The organism is Pseudomonas sp. JV449 (assembly GCF_032424295.1).
Lineage (GTDB): Bacteria > Pseudomonadota > Gammaproteobacteria > Pseudomonadales > Pseudomonadaceae > Aquipseudomonas > Aquipseudomonas marginalis.
The window spans coordinates 361729-387296 of record NZ_VYKD01000028.1 but is presented as its reverse complement, the minus strand read 5'-3'; the positions used below and the strand labels follow the sequence as shown (position 1 = coordinate 387296).

25 protein-coding genes are annotated in these 25568 nt (G+C 61.0%); 17 read left to right on the top strand and 8 right to left on the bottom strand.

Features of this window, described 5'->3' with window-relative positions; all coding sequences use genetic code 11:
• Positions 1–109: 109 nt before the first annotated feature.
• The 5 genes from F6S08_RS25820 to purT all read left to right on the top strand — a co-directional run bounded on the left by F6S08_RS25820 (position 110) and on the right by purT (position 3303).
• On the top strand, positions 110–712 hold the full coding sequence (locus F6S08_RS25820; RefSeq protein ID WP_015885706.1) for a CoA pyrophosphatase: 603 nt from the start codon (positions 110–112) through the stop codon (positions 710–712).
• A gap of 35 nt (positions 713–747) precedes the next feature.
• The gene (locus tag F6S08_RS25815; protein ID WP_065924838.1) at positions 748–1272 is read left to right on the top strand and encodes a gamma carbonic anhydrase family protein; all 525 of its coding nucleotides are present in this window, start codon (positions 748–750) and stop codon (positions 1270–1272) included.
• Entirely contained in the window at positions 1269–1484 is a 216-nt protein-coding gene (locus tag F6S08_RS25810; RefSeq protein WP_065924837.1) for a DUF1289 domain-containing protein, read from the top strand. The genes F6S08_RS25815 and F6S08_RS25810 overlap by 4 nt, the downstream gene beginning before the upstream one ends.
• A 100-nt stretch (positions 1485–1584) precedes the next feature.
• On the top strand, positions 1585–2052 hold the full coding sequence (locus tag F6S08_RS25805; RefSeq protein WP_065924836.1) for a VUT family protein: 468 nt from the start codon (positions 1585–1587) through the stop codon (positions 2050–2052).
• A gap of 69 nt (positions 2053–2121) precedes the next feature.
• A complete protein-coding gene (gene purT, locus F6S08_RS25800) occupies positions 2122–3303 on the top strand; it encodes a formate-dependent phosphoribosylglycinamide formyltransferase (RefSeq protein WP_065924835.1) in 1182 nt (393 codons plus the stop codon).
• A gap of 97 nt (positions 3304–3400) precedes the next feature.
• On the opposite strand, the gene F6S08_RS25795 is transcribed toward purT, so the two are convergent.
• The 3 genes from F6S08_RS25795 to F6S08_RS25785 form a co-directional block, all read right to left on the bottom strand.
• Entirely contained in the window at positions 3401–4711 is a 1311-nt protein-coding gene (locus F6S08_RS25795; RefSeq protein WP_065924834.1) for an MFS transporter, read from the bottom strand.
• Between the two features lie 357 nt (positions 4712–5068).
• Entirely contained in the window at positions 5069–6307 is a 1239-nt protein-coding gene (locus F6S08_RS25790) for a transporter associated domain-containing protein (protein WP_065924833.1), read from the bottom strand.
• A gap of 12 nt (positions 6308–6319) precedes the next feature.
• Entirely contained in the window at positions 6320–7132 is an 813-nt protein-coding gene (locus F6S08_RS25785; protein ID WP_065924832.1) for an inner membrane protein YpjD, read from the bottom strand.
• 234 nt (positions 7133–7366) lie between these two features.
• Here F6S08_RS25785 and ffh point away from each other — a divergent pair, with 234 nt between their 5' ends.
• From ffh to thrC, 9 genes are all read left to right on the top strand, one after another.
• The gene (ffh, locus tag F6S08_RS25780) at positions 7367–8743 is read left to right on the top strand and encodes a signal recognition particle protein (protein WP_065924831.1); all 1377 of its coding nucleotides are present in this window, start codon (positions 7367–7369) and stop codon (positions 8741–8743) included.
• Between the two features lie 250 nt (positions 8744–8993).
• Positions 8994–9245: a 30S ribosomal protein S16 gene (rpsP, locus tag F6S08_RS25775; protein WP_003238923.1), complete on the top strand. Its 252-nt coding sequence runs from the start codon at positions 8994–8996 to the stop codon at positions 9243–9245.
• Positions 9246–9250: 5 nt separating this feature from the next.
• Positions 9251–9787, top strand: a complete 537-nt coding sequence (gene rimM / locus F6S08_RS25770; RefSeq protein ID WP_027605457.1) for a ribosome maturation factor RimM — start codon at positions 9251–9253, stop codon at positions 9785–9787.
• A complete protein-coding gene (gene trmD / locus F6S08_RS25765) occupies positions 9769–10542 on the top strand; it encodes a tRNA (guanosine(37)-N1)-methyltransferase TrmD (protein ID WP_315872512.1) in 774 nt (257 codons plus the stop codon). The genes rimM and trmD overlap by 19 nt, the downstream gene beginning before the upstream one ends.
• Positions 10543–10587: 45 nt before the next feature.
• Complete coding sequence (gene rplS / locus F6S08_RS25760; protein WP_003175895.1) at positions 10588–10938, top strand: 50S ribosomal protein L19; 351 nt, start codon at positions 10588–10590, stop codon at positions 10936–10938.
• 112 nt (positions 10939–11050) lie between these two features.
• The gene (gene xerD / locus F6S08_RS25755; RefSeq protein WP_074847566.1) at positions 11051–11947 is read left to right on the top strand and encodes a site-specific tyrosine recombinase XerD; all 897 of its coding nucleotides are present in this window, start codon (positions 11051–11053) and stop codon (positions 11945–11947) included.
• Between the two features lie 142 nt (positions 11948–12089).
• A complete protein-coding gene (locus F6S08_RS25750; protein WP_027605460.1) occupies positions 12090–12821 on the top strand; it encodes a thioredoxin fold domain-containing protein in 732 nt (243 codons plus the stop codon).
• Positions 12822–12950: 129 nt separating this feature from the next.
• Positions 12951–14255 (top strand): homoserine dehydrogenase, encoded by a 1305-nt coding sequence (locus F6S08_RS25745; RefSeq protein ID WP_032890791.1) that lies wholly within the window; start codon positions 12951–12953, stop codon positions 14253–14255.
• Positions 14256–14322: 67 nt separating this feature from the next.
• Complete coding sequence (thrC, locus tag F6S08_RS25740) at positions 14323–15732, top strand: threonine synthase (RefSeq protein WP_315872511.1); 1410 nt, start codon at positions 14323–14325, stop codon at positions 15730–15732.
• 85 nt (positions 15733–15817) lie between these two features.
• Here thrC and F6S08_RS25735 read toward each other — a convergent pair whose 3' ends face one another.
• Positions 15818–16039: a hypothetical protein gene (locus F6S08_RS25735; protein ID WP_315872510.1), complete on the bottom strand. Its 222-nt coding sequence runs from the start codon at positions 16037–16039 to the stop codon at positions 15818–15820.
• A gap of 311 nt (positions 16040–16350) precedes the next feature.
• Between F6S08_RS25735 and F6S08_RS25730 the strand changes: the two genes are divergently transcribed.
• Positions 16351–16635, top strand: a complete 285-nt coding sequence (locus tag F6S08_RS25730) for a DUF3509 domain-containing protein (RefSeq protein ID WP_065924827.1) — start codon at positions 16351–16353, stop codon at positions 16633–16635.
• A 170-nt stretch (positions 16636–16805) separates the two neighbouring features.
• Here the strand turns inward: F6S08_RS25730 and F6S08_RS25725 are convergent, their stop codons facing one another.
• On the bottom strand, positions 16806–17690 hold the full coding sequence (locus F6S08_RS25725) for a TIGR02285 family protein (RefSeq protein WP_137212814.1): 885 nt from the start codon (positions 17688–17690) through the stop codon (positions 16806–16808).
• Positions 17690–18889 (bottom strand): CaiB/BaiF CoA transferase family protein, encoded by a 1200-nt coding sequence (locus F6S08_RS25720; protein WP_027605466.1) that lies wholly within the window; start codon positions 18887–18889, stop codon positions 17690–17692. The genes F6S08_RS25725 and F6S08_RS25720 overlap by 1 nt, the downstream gene beginning before the upstream one ends.
• 148 nt (positions 18890–19037) lie before the next feature.
• Between F6S08_RS25720 and F6S08_RS25715 the strand changes: the two genes are divergently transcribed.
• Both F6S08_RS25715 and recJ read left to right on the top strand, forming a co-directional pair.
• A complete protein-coding gene (locus F6S08_RS25715; RefSeq protein ID WP_032890801.1) occupies positions 19038–19580 on the top strand; it encodes a YaeQ family protein in 543 nt (180 codons plus the stop codon).
• A gap of 98 nt (positions 19581–19678) precedes the next feature.
• Entirely contained in the window at positions 19679–21388 is a 1710-nt protein-coding gene (gene recJ, locus F6S08_RS25710; protein WP_065924825.1) for a single-stranded-DNA-specific exonuclease RecJ, read from the top strand.
• A 135-nt stretch (positions 21389–21523) separates the two neighbouring features.
• On the opposite strand, the gene F6S08_RS25705 is transcribed toward recJ, so the two are convergent.
• Positions 21524–22810 carry a virulence factor family protein gene (locus tag F6S08_RS25705; protein WP_065947905.1) on the bottom strand — a complete coding sequence of 429 codons (1287 nt, stop codon included), beginning with the start codon at positions 22808–22810 and terminating at the stop codon, positions 21524–21526.
• A complete protein-coding gene (mprF, locus tag F6S08_RS25700) occupies positions 22810–25452 on the bottom strand; it encodes a bifunctional lysylphosphatidylglycerol flippase/synthetase MprF (protein WP_065925010.1) in 2643 nt (880 codons plus the stop codon). The genes F6S08_RS25705 and mprF overlap by 1 nt, the downstream gene beginning before the upstream one ends.
• Positions 25453–25568: the final 116 nt, after the last annotated feature.

Genomic DNA, 25568 nt, shown 5'->3' with positions numbered 1-25568 from the left:
CGGGCGGGGGCCTGCAAGTTGTCGTTTAGCGACACCTGCCGGGTTTTGGGGTTGGGCACCCGCACGCTTTGGTGCATGATGCAAGGTAGCCAACAGACCGAGATGACTCATGCTGGACGAGCTACTTCGCCGGGTAAGCAATCACACCCCCCACACGCTGGAAACCGACGGGCGTTTCCCCGAGGCCGCGGTGCTGGTGCCGATTACCCGCAGTGACGAACCTGAGCTGATCCTGACCCTGCGCGCCAGCGGCCTGTCGACCCATGGTGGCGAAGTGGCCTTTCCCGGCGGGCGCCGCGACCCCGAAGACCCGGACCTGATCTTCACCGCCCTGCGTGAAGCCGAAGAAGAAATCGGCCTGCCCCCCGGCCTGGTGGAAGTCATCGGCCCACTGAGCCCGCTGATCTCCCTGCACGGCATCCGGGTCACGCCCTATGTGGGGGTGATCCCCGACTACGTCGAGTACCTGGCTAACGATGCTGAAATCGCTGCCGTCTTCAGCGTTCCCCTGGACTTTTTCCGACAGGATCCACGCGAACATACCCACCGAATCGATTACCAGGGTCGCAGTTGGTACGTGCCCAGTTATCGCTTCGGCGAATACAAGATCTGGGGCCTGACGGCAATCATGATCGTCGAGTTGATCAATCTGCTTTATGACGACGCCCAGATAAGCCTGCACCAGCCGCCCAAGAGCTTCATCAATACCTAAGCCGTCGTTTGAACGGCCAGCCGTGAGGGAACAGCATGAAATACCGCCTGGGCGATGCCCGCGTCGAGACCCATCCACACAGCTGGGTGGCGCCGAATGCCACGCTGGTGGGCAAGGTCAAGCTGGAGGAGGGCGCCAACGTCTGGTTCAACGCGGTGCTGCGTGGCGACAACGAGCTGATCCTGATCGGCAAGAACAGCAACGTCCAGGACGGCAGCGTGATGCACACCGATATGGGCTACCCGCTGACCCTGGGCACCGGCGTGACCATCGGCCATAACGCCATGCTGCATGGCTGCACGGTCGACGATTACAGCCTGATCGGTATCAACGCGGTGATCCTCAACGGCGCCAAGATCGGCAAGCACTGCATCATCGGCGCCAACGCGTTGATCGGCGAAGGCAAGGAAATCCCCGATGGCTCCCTGGTGATGGGCTCGCCGGGCAAAGTCGTGCGTGAGTTGACCGACGCACAGAAGCGGATGCTGGAAGCCAGCGCCGCGCACTATGTGCATAACGCCCAGCGTTACGCGCGGGACCTGGTTGAGCAGGAAGAATGAACCCGATTGAACGCCCCGTCGCCTCGCCGTGCGTGAGCATTTGTGCGCTGGACGATGACGATATCTGCACCGGCTGCCAGCGCACCGTGGATGAGATTACGCGTTGGAGCCGCATGGACAACGCCGAGCGCCGGGTGGTGTTGGGGTTGTGCCATGAGCGGGCGGTGGCGAGTGGGTTGGTGTTTATGGTTTCTGGGAAATCCGGCGCCTGATGGATCGCCATCGGGGGCAAGCCCCCGATGAGGCCCTCCCAGACGACATATTTCAAAATGTGAAGTACCCTGTGCCCCTTGTTCACAGGTCCCTCGCCCCATGCTCTTCCTGATCGCCTACATCAGCAGCGTCGTGCTGATCAACTTCGCCTTCTCCACTGCCCCGCACCTGGACGTCATCTGGTCGGCCTGGGGCGGCCTGGTGTTTATTCTGCGCGACATGGTGCAAACCCGCTTCGGCCACGGGGCGATCATCGCCATGCTGGCGGCGCTGGTGTTGTCGTATATCACTTCGGACCCGTCCATCGCCCTGGCCAGCGCCACGGCATTCGCGGTGTCGGAATGCATTGACTGGCTGGTGTTCAGCATCACCAAGCGCCCGCTCCACGACCGCCTGTGGATAAGTTCGGCGCTCAGCATTCCCCTTGATACCTTTATCTTCTTCGGCCTGATCGGTGCGCTCACCCCTGCCGTGGTGGGCACCGCCTTGGCGTCGAAGTTCGCCGGGGTCACGGCGGTGTGGCTGATCATGGCCTGGCGCATCCGCAAGCGGGCCGTCGCCAACTGAGGCCAATTTTTACAGTTCATGTAAAATGCCGGCCTTTCTCCCCATGATCCGCTCCCCTGAGGACCTGAGATGACCCGAATCGGAACTCCATTGTCGCCAACCGCGACCCGCGTTTTGCTGTGTGGCTGCGGTGAGCTGGGCAAGGAAGTGGTGATTGAACTGCAACGCCTGGGCGTTGAAGTGATTGCCGTGGATCGCTACGCCAATGCGCCGGCCATGCAGGTTGCCCATCGCAGCCATGTGATCAACATGCTCGACGGCGCCGCCCTGCGTGCGGTGATCGAAGCGGAAAAACCGCACTTCATCGTGCCGGAAATCGAAGCCATCGCCACCGCGACGCTGGTTGAGCTGGAAGCCGAAGGCTTCACCGTGATCCCGACTGCGCGCGCCACGTCGCTGACCATGAACCGTGAAGGCATCCGTCGCCTGGCCGCCGAAGAACTGGACCTGCCGACCTCGCCGTACCATTTCGCCGACACCTTCGAGGACTACAGCAAGGCCGTCCAGGACCTGGGTTTCCCCTGCGTGGTCAAGCCGGTGATGAGTTCGTCGGGCAAGGGCCAGAGCCTGCTGCGCAGCGCTGACGACGTGCGCAAAGCCTGGGATTACGCCCAGGAAGGCGGACGTGCAGGCAAGGGCCGAGTGATCATCGAAGGTTTTATCGACTTCGACTACGAAATCACCCTGCTGACCGTGCGCCACATCGGCGGCACCACCTTCTGCGCGCCGGTCGGCCACCGTCAGGAGAAAGGCGACTATCAGGAATCCTGGCAGCCACAGGCCATGAGCCCGGTTGCGCTGGCAGAGTCCGAGCGCGTCGCCAAAGCCGTGACCGAAGCCTTGGGTGGCCGTGGTCTGTTTGGCGTGGAACTGTTCATCAAGGGTGATCAGGTGTGGTTCAGCGAAGTGTCGCCACGCCCGCACGACACGGGTTTGGTGACGTTGATTTCCCAGGACCTGTCGCAGTTTGCCCTGCATGCGCGTGCCATCCTGGGCTTGCCAATCCCGTTGATCCGTCAGTTCGGGCCTTCGGCGTCGGCGGTGATTCTGGTGGAAGGGCAGTCGACCCAGACCGCGTTTGCCAACCTCGGCGCTGCACTGAGCGAGCCGGACACGGCGTTGCGTCTGTTTGGTAAGCCAGAAGTGAATGGCCAGCGCCGCATGGGCGTGGCGTTGGCGCGGGATGAATCGATTGAAGCGGCTCGGGCCAAGGCGACCCGTGCTTCCCAGGCGGTTGTGGTAGAGCTGTAAAGCATCGGGAGCAAGCCCCCTTCCACATTTTGATCGCATTGTTCCAGTAGAAATGCGGTCAAAATGTGGGAGGGGGCTTGCTCCCGATAGCTGTTTATCAGACGACCTTGTTCAAATCGTTATCCCGCGTCTCTTTCAGGCACAGCACAGCAATCAAGCTGAGCAACGCTGCCGCCGACACATACCCACCGACATAACTCAGCCCACCCATCGCCACCAGCTTGGTCGCGAAGAACGGTGCGGCCGAAGCGCCCACGATCCCACCCAGGTTATACGCCGCCGAAGCCCCGGTATAACGCACGCGGGTCGGGAACAATTCCGGCAGCATGGCGCCCATCGGCGCGAAGGTTACGCCCATCAGGAACAGCTCCAGCGCCAGGAACAATGCCACGGCCCAGGTCGAACCGTGGGTCAGCAGGGGCTCCATGGTGAAGCCGGACAGGATCGCCAGGATTGCGCCGACGATCAGCACCGGCCTGCGTCCGTAGCGATCACTGGCCAAGGCGGCCAAAGGCGTGGCAAGGCCCATGAACAATACGGCAAAGCACAGCAGCCCAAGGAATGTCTCGCGGCTGTAGCCCAAGGTCGACACGCCGTAGCTCAGGGAAAACGCAGTGGTGATGTAAAACAGCGCGTAGCACACCACCATCGACGCGGCGCCCAGCAGCACCGGCAGCCAATGCTGGCTGAATAACTCCACCAGCGGCACTTTCACCGGCTTTTCCTTGGCCACGGCGTTGGCGAACACCGGAGTTTCGTGCAGTTTCAAGCGTGCATACAGGCCGACCATCACCAGCGCCGCGCTGAGGATGAACGGAATACGCCAGCCCCAACTGCGGAACTGCTCGTCGTTGAGGCTCATGGCCAGGATCAGGAACAGGCCGTTGGCGGCCAGGAACCCGATGGAGGGGCCCAGTTGCGGAAACATGCCGAACCAGGCGCGTTTGCCTTTGGGCGCGTTCTCGGTGGCCAGCAAGGCGGCGCCGCCCCATTCCCCGCCCAACCCAAGGCCCTGGCCGAAACGCAGCACGCACAACAGGATCGGCGCCCAGGCCCCGATGCTGTCATAGCCGGGCAGCAAACCGATCAGCGTGGTGCACACGCCCATTAGCAGCAACGAGGCCACCAGCGTGGATTTTCGGCCGATACGGTCGCCAAAGTGGCCAAACAATGCCGAGCCCAGCGGACGCGCGATAAAGGCGATGCCAAAGGTCAGGAATGACGCCAGCATCTGCGCAGTGCCGGAGGTCTGCGGGAAGAACACCGGGCCGATCACCAGGGCTGCGGCGGTGGCGTAAATATAGAAGTCGTAGAACTCGATGGCGGTGCCGACGATGCTCGCGGTGGCGACTCGTGCAGTCGAGTTGGTCGGGGCGGCGGTCGCAGCCTCGTTATAGGTGGTGCTCATTGAGTTATCCCTGACAGTCGTTGCGCGTTTGGACGCGGATTATTATTGGGTCGAACCCCCTTGGATCAGGGTAGTGCGCGGGGCGGCTCGGGATGGGAGCGAACACCGGTCAGACACGATGCAGCGGAGCCTGGACGCGCGGAGTGCGGGTAGCACGCGGTCGGGCGGGGCTTGGGTAAGCCGCAGGGATTATAGGAAGGGGTGTGTGGATCCAACAAGGGGCTGACACGCTGCAAATCCAAATGTGGGAGGGGGCTTGCTCCCGATGGCAGTGGGTCAGTCCCCGAATGCAGTGAATGGCACACCGCTATCGGGAGCAAGCCCCCTCCCACATTGGATTTTGGTTTGTCAGGAGAGCTACGCGGCGACAGGCACTCGGCTGGTGTGCCAGATCAGCACTTTCGCTACGCGGTTGTCTTCGGTCTCGAGGATTTCCAGGCGATAGCGCCCGATCTTAAGGCACACCGCGCAATCCGGAATGGTTTCCAGCGCTTCGGTCACCAGGCCGTTGAGGGTCTTTGGGCCGTCGCTGGGCAGGTGCCAGCCCAGGCTCTTGTTCAGTTCGCGGATCGAGGCGGCGCCATCAATGATGTAGCGGCCGTCGGTCTGGGCTTCGATGTGCGGGTTGTCGGTGCTTTGCTCACTTTCGAATTCACCGACGATTTCTTCGAGGATGTCTTCCAGGGTGACGATGCCCAGCACTTCGCCGTACTCATCCACGACCATGCCCAGGCGCCGCTGCTGTTTGTGGAAGTTCAGCAGTTGCAGTTGCAGTGGGGTGCTTTCCGGGACGAAGTAGGGTTCGTGGCAGGCGGCGAGCAATGCGTCCTTGGTCAGGCTGGCATCGGGCAGCAGGTGCTGGACCTGGCGGGTATTGAGCACGGCCTGGACCTGGTTGATATCACTGTGGAACACCGGCAGGCGGGTGCGCGGGGAGGTGCGCAGTTGTTCGATGATGTCTTCAATCGAGTCGTCGAGGTTGATGCCGTCCACTTCACTGCGTGGCACCAGGATGTCATTGACCGTGATGTTGTCCAGCGCGTGGATGCCAGGCATGCCGGGGGTGCGGTCGGCGTCGGCATCAGGCTCGGGTTCGTCATCGTGGTCGGGTAGCGGTTCATCGCTCTTTTTAACCACCCCGGATTTGCGCGCAAACGGGCGCAATAACAGCAGGCTGATGCCGTTGAGCAGCCAGGCCAGGGGATAGAGGATTTTCAGCGGTACGCCCAGCAGCGTATTGCCAAAGCCCAGGATCGCTTGCGGATAACGGGTGGCCAGGGCGCGCGGCAGGTAGTCGGCCAGCACCAGCAGGAGTGCACAGGACATCAGCCAGCCGAGCCAAGGGCCGTTCTGTGCCCAAGCATAGATCGCCAGCAGGGTGCAGAGAATCACCACGGCGGCGCGACACAGGCTGTTGCACAGGATCAGGCTGTGACGCGGGAAATTCAGGCGGGCGGCCGCTTTGTCTCCCTGGCGAGTGCCGGGGCGCAGGGCCAGCAGGTGCTGTTGTGCGGCTTCGATGGCGGTAAACAGCCCGGCCCATAACACCAGCAAGGCGATTACCGCGAGCATCGGCCCCAGGGGCAAGTTGTCCATGATTGCTGCCCGTCAGATATGCAGGATGTATTCGCGAACCAGCTTGCTGCCGAAATAGGCCAGCATCAGCAGGCAGAAACCGGCCAGGGTCCAGCGGATCGCTTTATGCCCGCGCCAGCCGAGGCGGTTGCGGCCCCACAGCAGCACGCTGAACACGATCCAGGCCAGGCAGGCCAGCAGGGTCTTGTGCACCAGGTGCTGGGCAAACAGGTTTTCGACGAACAGCCAGCCGGAGATCAGCGACAGCGAAAGCAGGGTCCAGCCGGCCCACAGGAAACCGAACAGCAGGCTTTCCATGGTTTGCAGCGGTGGGAAGTTCTTGATCAGGCCGGAAGGGTGCTTGTGCTTGAGTTGGTGGTCCTGCAACAGCAGGAGCAGGGCCTGGAACACCGCGATGGTGAACATGCCATAGGCCAGGATCGACAACAGGATATGCGCGAGGATGCCGGGCTCTTCGTCAATCACCTGTACGGTGCCGGTGGGGGCGAACTGCGCCAGCAGCACCGTCAGCACGCCCAGGGGAAAGAGCAGGACCAGCAGGTTCTCGACGGGGATCCGGTAGCAGGCCAGCAATGTCAGCGCGATGACTGCTGCAGCGATCAGGCTGGCGGCGCTGAAAAAGTCCAGGCCCAGGCCAACCGGGGTCATCAGGTGGGTGAACAGGCTCGCGGCGTGGGCCAGCAGGGCGAGGACGCCCAGGCCGACCAGCAGGCGTTTGTCCGCCTTGGTGCCTTGGGCAAGACGAGTGCCCTGATAGAGGGTCGCAGCGGCATAAAGGAGTGCGGCGGCGAGGCTGGGTAGCAAACTGGGTGACAAGGGGACCATAAATCCTGATAGACAAGCCCGAAAGGCGCTGAGTTTGGCATACACCTGCGTTCCACGAAAGACTCCCGGACCAGACAGCGGGTGTGCATGGACGCAGTCTTCGCTATAATCCGCGATCTGCCCACGCCGCAGGCTCGCCGAGCGCTGTGTTTAATAGCGATTTACCACAGCCTGGGCTGCCATTACCTCGGTCTACCAATGCATTTCGATGATTAGGGCCTGAAAGGATCGCGCATGTTTGAAAACTTGACTGACCGTCTCTCGCAGACGCTGCGCCATGTAACCGGCAAGGCCAAGCTGACCGAGGACAATATTAAAGACACCCTGCGCGAAGTGCGCATGGCGTTGCTGGAAGCCGACGTGGCCTTGCCAGTGGTGAAGGACTTCGTCAACTCGGTCAAAGAGCGCGCAGTGGGCACTGAAGTGTCCCGCAGCCTGACGCCGGGCCAGGCCTTTGTGAAGATCGTCCAGGCCGAACTCGAAAGCCTGATGGGTGCGGCTAACGAAGATTTGAACCTCAGTGCCGTGCCACCGGCCGTCGTGTTGATGGCCGGCCTGCAAGGTGCCGGCAAGACCACCACCGCCGGCAAGCTGGCGCGCTTCCTTAAAGAGCGCAAGAAGAAGTCCGTGATGGTGGTATCGGCCGACGTGTACCGTCCGGCGGCCATCAAGCAGCTGGAAATGCTCGCGGGCGAAGTGGGCGTGACCTTCTTCCCGTCCGACCTGAGCCAGAAGCCGGTCGACATCGCCAACGCCGCTATTAAAGAAGCAAGGCTCAAGTTCATCGACGTGGTCATCGTCGATACCGCCGGTCGCCTGCACATCGATGAAGAGATGATGGGCGAGATCAAGGCGCTGCATGCCGCGATCAACCCGGTCGAGACGCTGTTCGTGGTCGACGCCATGACCGGCCAGGATGCGGCCAATACCGCCAAGGCCTTCGGCGACGCGCTGCCGCTGACCGGCGTGATCCTCACCAAGGTCGACGGCGACGCCCGTGGCGGTGCCGCGCTGTCGGTGCGTGCCATCACCGGCAAGCCGATCAAGTTCATCGGTATGGGCGAGAAGAGCGAAGCGCTCGAACCGTTCCACCCTGAGCGTATCGCCTCGCGTATCCTCGGCATGGGCGACGTGCTCAGCCTGATCGAACAGGCTGAAGCGACGCTCGACAAGGACAAAGCCGATAAGCTTGCTAAAAAGTTGAAGAAGGGCAAGGGCTTCGACCTCGAAGACTTCCGCGACCAACTGCAACAAATGAAGAGCATGGGCGGCCTTGGCGGCCTGATGGACAAGCTGCCGAACATCGGCGGTGTGAACCTGGCGCAAATGGGCAATGCCCAGGGCGCGGCAGAGAAGCAGTTCAAGCAGATGGAAGCCATCATCAACTCCATGACCCCGGCCGAGCGCCGCGACCCTGAGCTGATCAGCGGTTCGCGCAAGCGTCGGATCGCCATGGGTTCCGGCACCCAGGTGCAGGACATCGGTCGCTTGATCAAGCAGCACAAGCAGATGCAGAAGATGATGAAGAAATTCTCCGCCAAGGGCGGAATGGCCAAGATGATGCGCGGCATGGGCGGTATGTTGCCCGGCGGCGGCATGCCGAAAATGTAAAGTATTCGAGCGGGAGTTCACTCCTGCTCCGACCCACAGGGATGTGGGATCTCCAGCAAACCCGCCGTTGGCGGGGGCTGACCTGCCGTTTTAACCGACGGCTCTCTAGCAGATCTGAATGGCCCGCTGATAGGCGCCAGAAAAAGACATTTGCAAAAGTCCGGATATTCCTTAGAATATGCGGCCTTTCGGGCACCTATGCCCGCTGTGCATTTAGATTTGCAGCACCGACTACAGGAACGATGTTCACATGCTAACAATCCGTCTTGCCCTTGGCGGCTCCAAAAAGCGCCCGTTTTACCACTTGACCGTAACTGACAGCCGTAACCCACGTGACGGCTCTCACAAGGAACAAGTAGGTTTCTTCAACCCGATCGCTCGTGGTCAAGAAGTCCGCCTGTCCGTGAACCAAGAGCGCGTAGCCTACTGGCTGAGCGTTGGTGCACAACCGTCTGAGCGTGTTGCCAAGTTGTTGAAGGACTCGGCTAAGGCCGCAGCCTGAGCAATATGAACGCGACGCCAACTGTTGCTGATGATTTGATCGTTATCGGCAAGATTTATTCTGTTCATGGCGTTCGCGGCGAAGTGAAGGTGTATTCCTTTACTGATCCGACTGAAAACCTGTTGCAGTACAAGACCTGGACGCTCAAGCGCGAAGGTAGTGTGAAACAGGTCGAGCTGGTCAGTGGGCGCGGGAGCGATAAGTTCCTGGTCGCAAAGCTCAAGGGTCTTGATGATCGTGAAGAAGCTCGTCTTCTGGCCGGTTATGAGATCTGCGTGCCGCGCAACCTGTTCCCTGAATTGACCGACGGCGAGTACTACTGGTACCAGCTGGAAGGTCTGAAGGTCATTGATCAACTCGGGCAATTGTTCGGGAAAATCGATCATCTTCTGGAAACCGGCGCCAATGATGTAATGGTGGTCAAGCCTTGCGCTGGCAGCCTGGATGATCGCGAACGCCTGTTGCCCTATACGGAGCAATGCGTGTTGGCTGTCGACCTGGCCGCAGGCGAGATGAAGGTGGAATGGGACGCGGACTTCTAAGCGTGGCTAATTTGCGCATTGAAGTGATCAGTTTGTTTCCCGAGATGTTCTCCGCCATCAGCGAGTACGGCATCACCAGTCGGGCGGTGAAACAGGGGCTTTTGCAGCTCACCTGTTGGAACCCGCGAGACTACACGACGGATCGACATCACACTGTGGACGATCGCCCATTTGGCGGTGGCCCGGGCATGGTGATGAAGATCAAGCCCTTGGAAGATGCATTGGTTGAGGCCAAGGCTGCTGCCGGGGAGAAGGCGAAGGTTATTTACCTGTCCCCTCAAGGCCGCCAGCTGAAACAGGCTGGGGTCCGCGAACTGGCGAATGAGGAAGCACTGATCCTGATTGCCGGTCGCTATGAAGGCATTGACGAGCGTTTTATTGATGCTCATGTCGATGAAGAGTGGTCGATTGGGGACTATGTCCTGTCTGGCGGCGAGCTGCCGGCGATGGTCCTGATAGATGCGGTTACACGACTGCTGCCTGGAGCTTTAGGGCATGCGGACTCCGCGGAGGAAGACTCCTTCACGGACGGTTTGCTGGATTGCCCGCACTACACCCGACCGGAGGTGTATGCGGATCAGCGTGTTCCCGACGTATTGCTAAGTGGCAATCACGCACACATCCGGCGTTGGCGTTTACAGCAGTCCCTTGGTCGGACCTATGAACGACGCGCCGATCTTCTGGAAAGCCGCTCGCTTTCTGGAGAAGAGAAGAAGCTGCTCGAGGAATACATCCTCGCGCGGGACGATAGTTAACAACGTATCGATGGTAGGTCCATTGACTTACCTTAGGAGCACAGCATGACTAACAAAATCATCCTTGCACTCGAAGCAGAGCAGATGACCAAAGAGATCCCTACCTTTGCCCCGGGCGACACTATTGTCGTCCAGGTGAAAGTGAAGGAAGGCGACCGTTCGCGTCTGCAAGCGTTCGAAGGCGTGGTAATCGCCAAGCGTAACCGTGGTGTGAACAGTGCTTTCACTGTTCGTAAAATCTCCAACGGTGTTGGCGTAGAGCGTACTTTCCAGACCTACAGCCCGCAAATCGACAGCATGGCCGTCAAGCGTCGCGGTGACGTACGTAAAGCCAAGCTGTACTACCTGCGTGACCTGTCCGGTAAAGCAGCTCGCATCAAGGAAAAACTGGCTTAAGTCCAGCTTCCCGATGCAGAAAAAAGCAGCCTACGGGCTGCTTTTTTGTGCCCGCGATTTGAGGTCCGGGATAGGATCTACCTGATTCCGCCATTTTTCTGTTCGAGTCCCTATGCCCGCCATCGACCACCCCCTGATCGACCGTTTCCTCGATGCCCTATGGCTGGAAAAAGGCCTGTCAGATAACACCCGCCAGGCCTACCGCAGCGACCTGGCGCTGTTCAACGGCTGGCTGCAGGAGAAACACCTGGAACTGATCAATGCCGGCCGCGAGCTGATCCTCGATCACCTGGCCTGGCGTCTGGAGCAGAACTACAAACCCCGTTCCACTGCACGATTTCTCTCCGGTGTGCGTGGCTTTTATCGCTATTTGCTCAGGGAGAAACTGATTACCCTCGATCCGACCCTGCAAATCGATATGCCGCAACTGGGCAGGCCCTTGCCCAAATCCCTGTCGGAAGCCGACGTCGATGCCTTGCTCGCTGCGCCCGACCTCAGCGAAGCCATCGGCCAGCGTGACCGCGCCATGCTGGAAGTGTTGTATGCCTGTGGCCTGCGGGTCACGGAGCTGATCAGCCTGACTCTGGAGCAAGTCAATCTGCGCCAGGGGGTGCTGCGGGTAATGGGCAAGGGCAGCAAGGAGCGGCTGGTGCCGATGGGGGAGGAAGCGATTATGTGGGTCGAGCGCTACATGCGCGATGCCCGTAGCGAGCTGCTTGGCGGGCGGCCCAGCGATGTGCTGTTTCCCAGCCAACGCGGCGAACAGATGACCCGCCAGACGTTCTGGCATCGCATCAAACACCAGGCCAAGGTCGCGGGGATCGGCAAGAGCCTGTCGCCCCACACTTTGCGCCATGCATTCGCCACCCATTTGCTCAACCACGGTGCGGATTTGCGCGTGGTGCAAATGCTGCTCGGGCACAGCGACTTATCCACCACCCAGATCTACACCCATGTGGCGCGTGCGCGCTTGCAGGATATGCATGCCAAGCACCACCCGCGAGGCTGAAAAGCGCCAATTTATTCCTCCACGGGCTGCCCTGCGGCCCAACTGTGGTAGGCTTTGCCGGTTAGCAAAGGGGACCGCCCGCACCCGTGTTTCCGTATTGGCGCGCCTGCACCCGTCCCTGCATCTGCCTTCAGGAGTTTCCATGCGCTTGACCCAGATTATTGCCGCCGCAGCCATTGCGTTGGTTTCCACCTTTGCCGTCGCCGATGACGCTGCCGAGCAGACCATCCGCAAGAGCCTGGCCAACCTGCAACTCGACACCCCGATCGAAAGCATCAGTGCCAGCCCCATGGCCGGCCTGTATGAAGTCAAGCTCAAGGGCAGCCGCGTGCTGTACGCCAGTGCAGACGGTCAGTACATCGTCCAGGGCTACCTGTTCCAGCTCAAGGACGGCAAGCCGGTCAACCTGACCGAGAAAGCCGAGCGCCTGGGCGTGTCCAAGCTGATCAACGGCATCCCGGTGGCTGAAACCGTGGTTTACCCGGCTATCGGCGAGACCAAGACCCATATCACCGTGTTCACCGACACCACCTGCCCGTACTGCCACAAGTTGCATGCCGAAGTGCCTGCGCTGAACAAGCTGGGTGTGGAAGTCCGCTACGTAGCGTTCCCGCGCCAGGGCCTGGGTTCGCCGGGCGATGAGCAATTGCAGGCGGTCTGGTGCTCGGCCGACAAGAAAGCGGCCATGGACAAGATGGTCGATGGCAAGGAAATCAAGGCCGCCAAGTGCGCCAACCCGGTGTCCAAGCAATTCGCCCTGGGCCAGTCCATCGGCGTGAACGGTACGCCGGCCATCGTTTTGGCTGACGGCCAGGTGATTCCGGGCTACCAGCCGGCACCACAAGTTGCCAAACTGGCGCTGGGTGCGAAATAAATCTGCATCGTCGACACGTCGACGATCAAGGCCCTTGGTCAAATCCAAGGGTCGTTAATTGCAAGCCGCAGTCGTGCGGCTGTTTTCCACGGCCGACCTAGCGTCGGCCGTTTCATGGGGAGTTCTTCAGTGAAACCGGTCAAAGTAGGCATCTGTGGGTTAGGGACCGTCGGTGGCGGCACCTTCAACGTACTTCAGCGTAATGCTGAAGAAATTTCCCGCCGCGCAGGCCGTGGGATTGAAGTGGCGCAAATTGCCACGCGTTCGCCAAAGCCTCAGTTCGAAACGACCGGTATTGCGATTACCAACGATGTCTTCGCCGTGGCCACCAACCCTGAAATCGATATCGTCATCGAATTGGTCGGCGGCTACACCGTGGCCCGTGAGCTGGTGCTCAAGGCCATCGAGAATGGCAAGCACGTGGTCACGGCCAACAAGGCGCTGATCGCCGTGCACGGCAACGAGATCTTCGCCAAGGCCCGCGAGAAGGGCGTGATCGTGGCGTTCGAAGCCGCCGTGGCCGGTGGTATCCCGGTGATCAAGGCGATCCGCGAAGGCCTGTCCGCCAACCGTATCAACTGGGTGGCCGGCATCATCAACGGCACCGGTAACTTCATCCTCACCGAAATGCGCGAGAAGGGCCGTACCTTCGAAGACGTGCTCGCCGAAGCCCAGGCCCTGGGTTACGCCGAAGCCGACCCGACCTTCGACGTAGAAGGCATCGACGCGGCGCACAAGCTGACCATCCTGGCGTCCATCGCCTTTGGTATCCCGCTGCAGTTCGACAAGGCCTACACCGAAGGCATCACCAAGTTGACCACTGCCGACGTGAACTACGCCGAAGCCTTGGGCTACCGCATCAAGCACCTCGGTGTGGCGCGCAGCACCCCGGCCGGTATCGAGTTGCGTGTGCACCCGACGCTGATCCCGGCCGATCGCCTGATCGCCAACGTCAATGGCGTGATGAATGCCGTGATGGTCAATGGCGACGCTGCCGGTTCGACCCTGTTCTACGGCGCCGGCGCCGGCATGGAGCCGACCGCTTCCTCGGTGATCGCCGACTTGGTGGACGTGGTTCGCGCCATGACCAGCGACCCGGAAAACCGCGTGCCGCACCTGGCCTTCCAGCCGGATTCGCTGTCGGCCCACCCGATCCTGCCGATCGAAGCGTGCGAAAGCGCCTACTACCTGCGCATCCAGGCCAAGGATCATCCGGGCGTATTGGCCCAGGTTGCCAGCATCTTGTCCGAGCGCGGCATCAACATCGAGTCGATCATGCAGAAGGAAGTCGAGGAGCAAAACGGCCAGGTGCCGATGATCCTGCTGACCCACCGCGTGCTCGAGCAGCACATCAACGATGCCATCACCGCGCTGGAAGCCTTGCAAGGCGTCGTCGGCCCGGTCGTGCGTATTCGTGTCGAACACCTGAACTAACCGATTGTTCCAGGGGGCCCCGCGCGTTCGGCGGCCTCTGTTCGAGAATGTTTTAGAGGAGCCAGTCATGCGTTACATCAGCACCCGCGGCCAGGCACCGGCCCTGAATTTCGAAGACGTCCTGCTGGCGGGCCTCGCCACTGACGGCGGCCTGTACGTGCCGGAAAACCTGCCACGCTTCACCCAGGAAGAAATCGCCTCCTGGGCCGGCCTGCCGTATCACGAGCTGGCGTTCCGGGTAATGCGCCCATTCGTCACCGGCAGCATTCCGGATGCGGATTTCAAGAAAATCCTGGAAGAAACCTACGGCGTGTTTTCCCACAACGCCATCGCACCGTTGCGCCAACTGAACGGCAATGAGTGGGTGCTGGAGCTGTTCCACGGCCCGACCCTGGCGTTCAAGGACTTCGCCCTGCAACTGCTCGGTCGTCTGTTGGATTACGTGCTGGAAAAGCGTGGCGAGCGCGTGGTGATCATCGGTGCCACCTCCGGCGATACCGGCTCGGCGGCGATCGAAGGCTGCAAGCACTGCGAAAACGTCGACATCTTCATCCTGCACCCGCACAAGCGTGTCTCGGAAGTACAGCGCCGCCAGATGACCACCATCTTCGGCGAGAACATCCATAACATCGCCATCGAAGGCAACTTCGACGACTGCCAGGAAATGGTCAAGAACAGCTTCGCCGACCAGGGCTTCCTCAAAGGCACACGCCTGGTGGCGGTGAACTCGATCAACTGGGCGCGGATCATGGCCCAGATCGTCTACTACTTCCACGCCTCGCTGCAGTTGGGTGGCCCGGCGCGCTCGGTGTCGTTCTCGGTGCCGACCGGCAATTTCGGCGACATCTTCGCCGGCTACCTGGCCCGTAACATGGGCCTGCCGGTCAACCAGTTGATCGTCGCCACCAACCGTAACGACATCCTGCACCGCTTCATGAGCGGCAACCAATACGTCAAGGAAACCCTGCACGCCACCTTGTCGCCGTCCATGGACATCATGGTGTCGTCGAACTTCGAACGCCTGCTGTTCGACATGCACGGTCGCAACGGCGCAGCCATCGCCGGCTTGATGGACACCTTCAAGAGCGGCGGCGGTTTCAGCGTTGATGAAGAGCGCTGGACCGAAACCCGCAAGCTGTTCGACTCCCTGGCCGTGGACGACGCGCAGACCTGTGAAACCATCGCCGAGGTCTACGCCCAGACCGGCGAGCTGCTCGACCCGCACACCGCCATTGGGGTGAAGGCCGCCCGCGAATGCCGTCGTAGCCTGGATATCCCGATGGTGATCCTCGGCACCGCCCATCCAGTGAAATTCCCGGAAGCGGTGGAGAAGGCGGGTGTCGGCAAGGCGCTGGAACTGCCGGTGCACCTGACCGACCTGTTCGAGCGTGAAGAGCGTTGCACGGTGCTGCCGAATGACTTGAAGGCGATGCAGGCGTTTGTCAGCCAGCATGGCAATCGTGGCAAGCCTTTGTAAGGCAGGTCACCAAGACAAAAACGCCGCTTTCCCTTCCTTGGGTCAGCGGCGTTTTTTGTTTCTGGCAGGCCCGACAGCGTGCCGTTTACAAGAGCAACTTAATCGCTACTCCAGTAATCGAAGCAATCGTTGCGACCACGGCCATTGCTACGCCCATGGGGTACCAGAAAGTTTCACAGTTTATTTTCAGGGGTTCCGATCTGAGCTTGTCTTGCTCAGCCTGCATGCGTGATATTTCTGCGTAAATGCGCCTTACATCGGCATGCATTTTCTCCATCGTCGCCAGTCGCTCATCGTTTTCCACCATCGCATTCCTCCTTCGCAATAAGGGCCTTTGGCATACGCTTTACCCACGTGGCACTGTGATCAGCGCTCATCGAGTATAGGATTCACCCATGGCCTGCGCGGCAGGGGAAGCCCAAAACAGCAGCCCATTGCGTAAGCATTTATGTGCCGCCGTTTTTTGCCTGTCATGTTGCAAGCGCATGCTGGAAACGTCATCCCCCGACAACCCCGCATAAACGAAAAAGCGAACTTTCCTACGTCACAACCAGTCACTTAGGATAGATGCAGCTCCCGTTTACAAGAATGTTTGCGAACTATTGAGTGGTGATCGAGATGGAAAGTATCAGCCTATTGCTCGAAGAGGCACTGAGCCCTTATCAGGTGACGTTGACCACCGCAGGTGTGCAGGAAGAGTGCCTGGTAACCGTGAAGAACCCCGCCGGTGCGATCATGGTCGAGCGTGAAGTCGACCGGGCGCAATTGCTCGATAAGCGCCTATTGGTGGATGTGGTGGATTGCCTGCTGCGTGATCTCAAGATCGCTGAAGGACGCCTGGAACCCTCGGTCATCGCGGCCTTGCGCAACGCCGCCCAGACCCGCAGCGCTGCCGTTGCATGAAGAATTGTTTATAGATGGAAACTTCCCACGTCATGGCCGGTCAGATTTCGTAACAGCAAGAGCAAACATTGTGCTCCGGTGTTTGTGCCTTGTTGTACTGGTCTTTGTAGGCCACGTTTAACCCCGAAGTGTCTCCCCACTCTTCGGGGTTTCTTTTTGCCTGGGATTTGTCACGGCGCTGGCGAGTCCTGGAAAAAGCTCGGGTTGTCTCGCAGGTAATGTTCACGCATGACAGGGTCCAGCCAGGCGGCATAGGACTGTTGTACTTGTGCCAGCGGGAGGCTGGGCAGAACCTGGTTGATCCGTTCCATGGCTTCGCGCCCCTCAGGTGTATCCGAGCAGCCGATATGCGTGCGCTGGTAAGGCGCTGTGCCCTTGATGGGGTAGAAGCTGAGGTCGTCGGCTGCGATCCCCTGTTGCATCGCGTGGTAGCGGATTTCCGGCCAATAGCCCAGCACTGCCTCCAGCCGGCCCAGGCGCTGCATCTGCAGCAAGCTGCCAAGGGCATCGTTGCCGTAGTGCAGTGCCAGTTTGTGTGTGTCGGCCTGTTTCAGTCGCTCATCGATAACGGCGCCGTAGCTGCGTTCCGCGATCGCGCCTACCCTTGCCTTAGGGGCGTCGAAGAAGGCCTGCAGGTCAAATTGGCCGTCTACGATAAACGCCGCCAGGGCGCCCTGCTGGCTGCGTCGGATCGTGATGCCATTACTGGCGACCACAAACGCCTGCCTGGAAAATACGATGTACCTGGCCCGCTCGGCCGTCCACAGCAAGGATGGATCGCAGGTGAGCGTGGGTTCGCGCAGCATCTGCATGCCGCGCGCGCGATTGACGTGCATTACCTGGTGGCGATATTCCGGCAAGTGTCCGATCAGTATCGGCAGCAACTGGTCCAGGGCACCCTGGCCTTTGCCTGGCCCTTCGAAGATGGTCAGCGGCGGCAAGTCGCGCAATAACCAGATCAACGTGCCCTCTGCGCTCGCCGGTACGGGCCAGCCGCCGGCCAGCATGGCGGCCAGGTACAGCGCAATGAGCCAGTGTTTGCAGCCGTGGGGCATCAGATTGCACCTTGCTCACGCAGGCGGACAATGGCAGCGGCGTCGTATCCCAGCTCGCCCAACACCACGCCGTTGTGTTCACCCAGTTGCGGCCCCACCCATTCGCAACTGCCCGGTGTGTCCGACAGCTTGGGCACGATGCCCGGCATCTTGAAGTCCTTGCCGCCGGGAAGCCGGGCCTTGAGGAACATCTCGCGCGCGAGGAATTGCGGGTCGCCCAGCATGTCCTCGGCGCTGTAGATACGGCTGGCGGGCACTTCAGCCTTGTTGAGTTGCTCCACCACCTGCTCCAGCGGCAGCGAGTTCACCCAGCGATCAATCACGCCATAGAGTTCATCGCGACGGCTATCGCGCCCGTCATTGCTGGCCAGTTGTGGATCGTTCGCCAGGTCTTCCCGGCCGATGGCACTCATGAAGCGTTTGAAGATGGCATCGCCGTTGGCACCGATCTGTACGTGCTTGCCGTCCGCGCTGGTGTGGATCGACGACGGCGTGATGCCGGGCATGATGTTGCCGGTACGTTCGCGAATAAACCCGAATACGTCGAACTCGGGGATCATGCTTTCCATCATGGCGAAGATGGCTTCATACAGCGCCACATCGACCACCTGGCCCACACCGCCGTTAACCTCGCGATGACGCAGCGCCATCAAGGCGCCGATGACCGCCCACAGCGCGGCGATGGAGTCACCAATGGAGATTCCGGTGCGCACCGGCGGGCGATCTTCGAAACCGGTGATATAGCGCAGCCCGCCCATGGACTCGCCCACTGCGCCAAACCCGGGCTGGTCTTTCATCGGCCCGGTCTGGCCAAAACCCGAGAGGCGCACCATCACCAGTTTTGGATTCAGCCCATGCAGGGTTTCCCAGCTCAGGCCAAGCTTCTCCAGTACGCCGGGACGGAAGTTTTCGATCAGGATGTCGGCGTCTGCCAGCAGTTGCTTGAGAATCGCCAGCCCGTCCGGGTGCTTGAGGTTCAACGTCAGGGACTTTTTGTTGCGCGCCTGCACAAACCACCATAACGAGGTGCCTTCATACAGCTTGCGCCATTTGCGCAACGGGTCGCCGCCGTCCGGGGATTCGACCTTGACCACCTCGGCACCGAATTCAGCACAAATGCGTGAGGCGAAGGGCCCGGCGATCAGGGTGCCGAGTTCGATGACTTTCAGGCCGGCAAGCGGTTTGGCATTAAACGACATGGGGATCCTTGTCTGCGCAGAACGGTGATGTGAAGCCTTTTAACATAGGCGAGCAGGCCAGGGATAAGGATGATGCAGCGCAGGATTCGTTGAATGGCCTCGCCATCGGTTAGACTGGCCGCCTTTCCCTGTCTCTAGAAGCCCGTTCATGGCCCAGCCGTCCACGACCTACAAATTCGAACTCAACCTCACCGACCTCGACCGTTCGGTGTACGAGAGCGTCAAGCAGACCATCGCTCGCCACCCCTCGGAAACTGAAGAACGCATGACCGTGCGTCTGCTGGCCTACGCCCTTTTTTACAACGAACAGTTGGCGTTCGGTCGTGGCCTGTCAGATGTAGACGAGCCAGCCCTGTGGGAAAAAAGCCTGGATGATCGGGTTTTGCATTGGATCGAAGTCGGCCAGCCGGATGCCGACCGCCTGACCTGGTGCTCGCGCCGCACCGAGCGCACCAGCCTGCTGGCATACGGCAGCTTGCGCGTTTGGGAGGGCAAAGTGGTGCCGGTGGCGAACAACCTGAAGAATGTACACATCGCAGCAGTGCCCCAGGAGATTCTGGAGGTCCTGGCCAAGGACATGCCCCGCGTGATCAAGTGGGACGTGATGATCAGTGAAGGCACGATTTTCGTCACCGACGACCGTGGCCAGCACGAAGTGCAACTGCAATGGCTGGTCGGCGAACGCGGTTGAATTGGAGCTGCAAGCCTCAAGCTGCAAGCCTCAAGCTACAAGCTACAAGCTTGAAGCTTGTAGCTAAAATCCCCCTACAGAGAACTCCCCAACGTCCCATGCGTATCGATCCCCGCCCGTTGCCCGCCGTCTTGCCCTTCCTGGGTGAATTGCCACCGCTATTGACCCGTCTCTACGCCGCTCGTGGCGTGCAGTCCGAGGCCGAGCTGGACAAGAGCCTGGCGCGGTTGATTCCCTATCAGCAGCTCAAGGGCATCGACGCGGCGGTGGACTTGCTGGTGACGGCATTGGAGCAGCGCCAGCGCATCCTCATCGTCGGTGACTTCGACGCCGATGGTGCCACCGCCAGCACCGTAGGTACCCTGGGCCTGCGTTTGCTCGGTGCGGCCCATGTCGATTACCTGGTGCCCAACCGCTTCGAATACGGCTATGGGCTGACCCCGGAAATCGTCGCTGTGGCCCTGCAGCGCGAGCCGCAGTTGCTGATCACCGTGGACAATGGCATCTCCAGTGTCGAAGGCGTGGCGGCGGCGAAAGCGGCGGGGTTGCAGGTATTGGTGACCGATCACCACTTGCCTGGTGATGAGCTGCCGGCGGCGGATGCCATCGTCAACCCGAACCAGCCGGGCTGTGAGTTCCCGAGCAAGGCCCTGGCCGGCGTGGGCGTGATCTTCTACGTACTGATGGCCCTGCGCGCGCGTTTGCGCAGTTTGGGCTGGTATGAAAACAAGCCTCAACCCAACATTGGCGAGCTGCTCGACCTGGTCGCCCTGGGCAGCGTCGCCGACGTGGTTCCCCTGGACGCCAATAATCGCATCCTCGTGCATCAGGGCCTGGAGCGTATTCGTGCCGGTCGCGCACGGCCGGGGATCAAGGCGATCCTCGAAGTGGCCAAGCGGGATGCAGCGCGCATCACCTCCACCGACCTCGGCTTTATCCTCGGGCCACGCTTGAACGCCGCCGGGCGCCTGGACGATATGAGCCTGGGCATCGAATGCCTGCTCACCACGGATTTCGCCGCGGCACGGGAAATGGCCGCACAACTGGACGGCATGAACCAGGACCGCAAATCCATCGAGCAGGGCATGCAGCGCGAAGCCCTGGCTCAGCTCAAGGACTTGCCGGTGGACTCAATGCCCTACGGCTTGTGCCTGTTTGATCCGGACTGGCACCAAGGTGTGATCGGCATTCTTGCGTCGCGCATGAAGGAGCGGTACTTCCGCCCCACCATTGCCTTCGCCGATGCAGGCGATGGGCTGCTCAAGGGCTCAGGGCGCTCTGTGCAAGGCTTCCACATCCGCGATGCCCTGGCGGTGGTCGCGAGCCAGCACCCCAACCTGATCAGCAAATATGGCGGCCACGCCATGGCGGCGGGGTTGACCTTGCCCGAGGAAAACTTCCCACTGTTTGCCGAGGCCTTTGACGCCGAAGTGCGTCGGCAGCTGCGCGAAGAAGACCTCACCGGGCGCCTGCTGTCCGATGGCACCCTGGCGGTGGAAGAGTTTCACCTGGAACTGGCGCGCGCATTGCGCCACGCCGGGCCGTGGGGGCAGCACTTTCCCGAGCCGTTGTTCCATGGCGTGTTCCAACTGGTCGAGCAGCGGGTAGTAGGGGAGCGGCACCTGAAAGTGGTGCTCAAGAGCGAATGCGGGTCGGTGAAGCTCGATGGCATTGCCTTCGGCGTCGACCGGGAAGTCTGGCCGAACCCGACCGTGCGTTGGGTGGAGTTGGCCTACAAGCTGGATGTGAACGAGTTTCGTGGCAATGAAACCGTGCAATTGATGATCGCGCATATCGAACCGCGTTAAATCTCACTGACACCACAAACAACTGTGGGAGGGGGCTTGCCCCGATAGCGGTGTTTCAGTCAGCTTACCTCTAGCTGACCCACCGTCATCGGGGGCAAGCCCCCTCCCACATTTTTTATCGCCTACAGCCTGAGATTACTCGGCTTTGTCCTTGGCCTGGTGCTTGACGATGATATCCACCAACCGCTTGGCCAGTGCCGGATAGTTCTCATCGAAGTGATGCCCGCCCGGCAGTTTCACCGCCTCGCCCACGGCGGTCTTGTCGGTGCAGCCACTCTCGTCGACTTCTTCGGCACCGTAGATGCACACCACCTTGTCAGCCGGCAGCTTGGCCATTTCCGGGCCGGTCGCGGCTTCTTTGCCGGCGTTGCCCAGCCAGCCTTCCACTTCGATTTCAAAGCTGCCGGTGCGGGCGAAGGCCAGCAGGATGATGACGTCCACACGCTGTTGTTCGTTTTCCGGCAGGCGGTTGTAGATCGCCGGCAGTACGTCGGCACCGAACGAGTAACCGGTCAGTACAAAGCGCTTGGTGCCCCACTTCTGCCGGTAGTGCTGCATCAGCTCGGTGAGGTCCTTGGCGCTTTGTTCCGGGGTCTTGTGCTGCCAGTAGTAGCGCAGGGTGTCGATGCCGACCACCGGGTAGCCGATCTTGGCCATTTCGCCGGCCACGTCGCGGTCGAGGTCACGCCAGCCGCCATCACCGGAAAGGAACAACGTCACGGTGTCCTTGGCCTGGCCAGCCGGCACTTCCACCACGGGAATCGCCAGGCCGCCGTTGTCCGAACCCACCAGTTGCTTGCGCAGTTCGTTGTTCAGCACTTGCGGATAGTGAATGTCGTAGTCGCTGATACTGGTAGTGGCGCGCGGGGTGTCACGTACGAAACTGGCGCTTTCATCGTCAGGGTTGTCGTTCCAGGCCACCAGCCAATTACCGTGTGCGGCGGTTTTCGGCAGTGGGTCCTTGCACCCTTCCTGCACCAACGCGAAGCCGACGGAGATGGCGTTGGCCTTGTCGTCGCTCTGAGTGGCCAGCCAGCGCCAGGCGAGGGCGGCGCCAGGGCCGATGCCGCTGACCAGGGTCGCGGGGCCCTTGAGCTGGCCCAGGGCGCTTTGCAGCGCTTGTTCCTGGAGCTTGCAGTCATCCTTTGGCAGGATCACCTGGACGATCTGCGCCTTGCCGCCCTGGCTCAGGGTAATCAACTGGCTATCGGTCAGTGTTTCGTCAGCCATCACCGCCACCGCGACGCGGGCTTTCGGGGTGCCGGCCGGGGTCACGCGGGTCATCACCGAGCCGTCGGCCTGGGGCAGTTGCTCCAGGGTCGGCTGCGGGGCAGGGCGGTTCCAGAACCAAAAGCCGCCACCCAGGACCAGGGCGAGCAGCACTACAAAGGCCAATACATACCGCCAGGAGCGTCGAATCATCAGCGTTTCACCAATCCAGTCAAGCCGCCCGCGATCAGGGCGGCGGTATCGGCCAGTGCCACCAGCGGGTCAAGTCCTGCGGGCACGGCCATGTAACGGGGTTCCCAGTCAGGCTGGAACTTGTCTTTGAAGCGGCGCAAGCCTTGGAAGTTATACAGTTGCTCGCCGCGACGGAACACCATCGAGCCCAGGCGCTGGGTCAGCGGCGCGCCGCGTCGCGGTTGCAGGCCCGACAATGGCACCATGCCGAGGCTGAAGCGGGCGTAGCCGTGACTCTTATAGTGTTGAATCAGGCCGACCATCATGAATTCCATGGTCAACTTGGGCGCATCCGGGTGGGCGCGCATCAGGTCGAGACTGGCCAGGTCGTGGTTGTAGGTCTCGAGCAGGTTGGCGAAGGCCACCGGGCGGCCTTCGAAGCGAATGATCGCGATACGAAAGTGCTTGAGGTAGTCGTCGCTGAAGCGTCCGAGGGAAAAGCCTTTTTCCCGCACATTCTTACCGGTAAGCCAGGCGTCCGAGATGACTTTTAATTCATCCATCGGTGCCGTGCCGGGTTCAAAGATCTCCAGGGACAGGCCGTCCCGGGTGCCACGGTTCCAGGTGTAGCGCAGGTCCTTCATCTCTTTGCCCTTGGCTTCCAGGTCAAAGCGTTTCAGGTCGACGCGGGCTTCCTCGCCCAGCTTGATCGCGGTGAGGCCGATGTCCATGTAATAGGGCAGGTTCTCGGCGCGTACCTGATAGAACACCGGGCGCGCATGATGGATGTCGCACAGGTCGCGGAACTGCCAGATCATTTCGGCACGGGGCTGGGTCGGACCGATCGGGTCATACAAGGCCACCAGGCTGCGGCCGCGACGGGCATACATCAGGAACGCTTCGTCATTCGGGTGGAACAGCAGCGCCTTGTCGCCGGTCAGCGCCAGGCCGCCGTCGGGTTGCGACGATGCCATCAGGATCTTGCTGGCGCGTTCCAGCTCCTCGGGTGTCGGCAGGTGGATCACCGGGCGTGCGGTGCGCAGCAGCCAGGTCAGCGAGACGATGACCAGCAGCACGGCGGCGCCCAGCAGCGAGCGCAGGCCGCGCGGGGCATTGGCATCGAGGGTGAACTGCCACCACAGTTGATGGCTGTACGGTACATCTTGATACGCGAACAGCAGCAGCCAGATAGAAGCCCCCAGCACACAGACGCTGGCCACCAGATACAGCGGTGAGAAAGGCAGCTCGGTCAGGCGGCTGGCGCGATAGAACGAGCGGCGGAAGATCGCCAGCAGTATCGCCGTCATGGTCATCAGGCTGGCTTCTTCCCAATCGAACCCCTTGAGCAGCGAGAGCAGGGCGCCCACCAGCAGCAGCACCATGGTCAGCATCCACGCAGCCGACAGGCGTCGACGCAGGCCCTGGGCCAGCAACAGGCACAGCACGCCGATCAGGCTGGCACCGAAGTGCGAGGCGTCAATCAGGCGGTGGGGGATCAGGAAGCCGATGTTTTCCAGGCGTGAGTCGATTTCTGGCGTGGCGCCGGAAAACAGCAGGACCACGCCGGACAAAAAAACCAGTACGGCCAGCACCGGCGCCGCCAAACCCGAGGCTACCCGCAGGCTTTGCTGAGTCTGGAACAGGCGCTGCGCTTCGTTGACCAGCAGGAATACGCAGGCGATCAGCAGCGGCAGGACCACGTAGATCATGCGGTACAGCAGCAGGGCGGCAGCCAATGGCGCGGCACCGAGCTTGTCGGCGAATGCGGCGAGCAGGATGGCTTCAAATACGCCCACGCCCCCTGGCACATGGCTGAGCACACCAGCGGCCAGCGCCAGCAGGTACACGAGCAGGAACGGGCCGAAAGGCGGTGCTTCCGGCAGCAGCATATAAAGGACGGTGGCGGCAGCGGCAACGTCCAGTGCGGTGATGATCAGTTGCAGGAATGTCAGGCGGCGACCGGGCAGACGCAGGGTCCGACGCCCGGCTTTTACCAGCAGGTTGTCCGGGTAGGGTTGTTCCGGCAGGCGGCGGCGATAGATGCCGATGCACAACATGGCCGACAGCAACAGCACTGCGCCGGCAACGCCGCCGAGCACCGTTTGTGGCAAATGCAGGTAGGTCGACGCTGCCGGCAAGTTGCTCAGCGTGGCCAATGCAGCCAGCGGGGGCAGGGCGCAGCCCAGTGCCAGGCTGGCGAACACGGTCATGTGGGCGACTTCCGAAGCCCCGATGCCATGGCGTGCATATAAACGGTAGCGTACCGAGCCGCCCGAGAGCATCGACAGGCCAATGGCATTGCCGATCGCAAAGGCAGTAAAGCCGCCAAGGGCCAAGGTCTTGGCCGGCAGGTTCACCCCGGCATAGCGTGCGCCGGAAAACTCATAGCCCAGCAGAATGACAAACCCGGCGACGGCGGCGGCGAACGCACCGAGCAATGCGGGTTTGGGGACTTCCAGGATCGAATCGTGGAGGGCGTAGAGGTCCAGTTCCAGCAACAGGTGTCGGCAGGCGATCAGGGCGATAGCGAACAGCAACAAGGTAACGGCCAGCCCGATGGGTTGCCGGTATTTGCTCAACAGATCCAGCCAGCGCAAGCGGGTGGGGGCGATAGGTTGTTCTGCTGTGACGGTGTCTTGTGGTTCAGACGAGTTGGCGCGCATCAATCACCTCGTGGATTGTGCGCGACAGGATGGAGGTATCCAGCCAAGTTACCAATCCCTATGGACAAAATAATTACAAATATTAACGCGGATCACCGGGGGCGGCGACTGCGGCC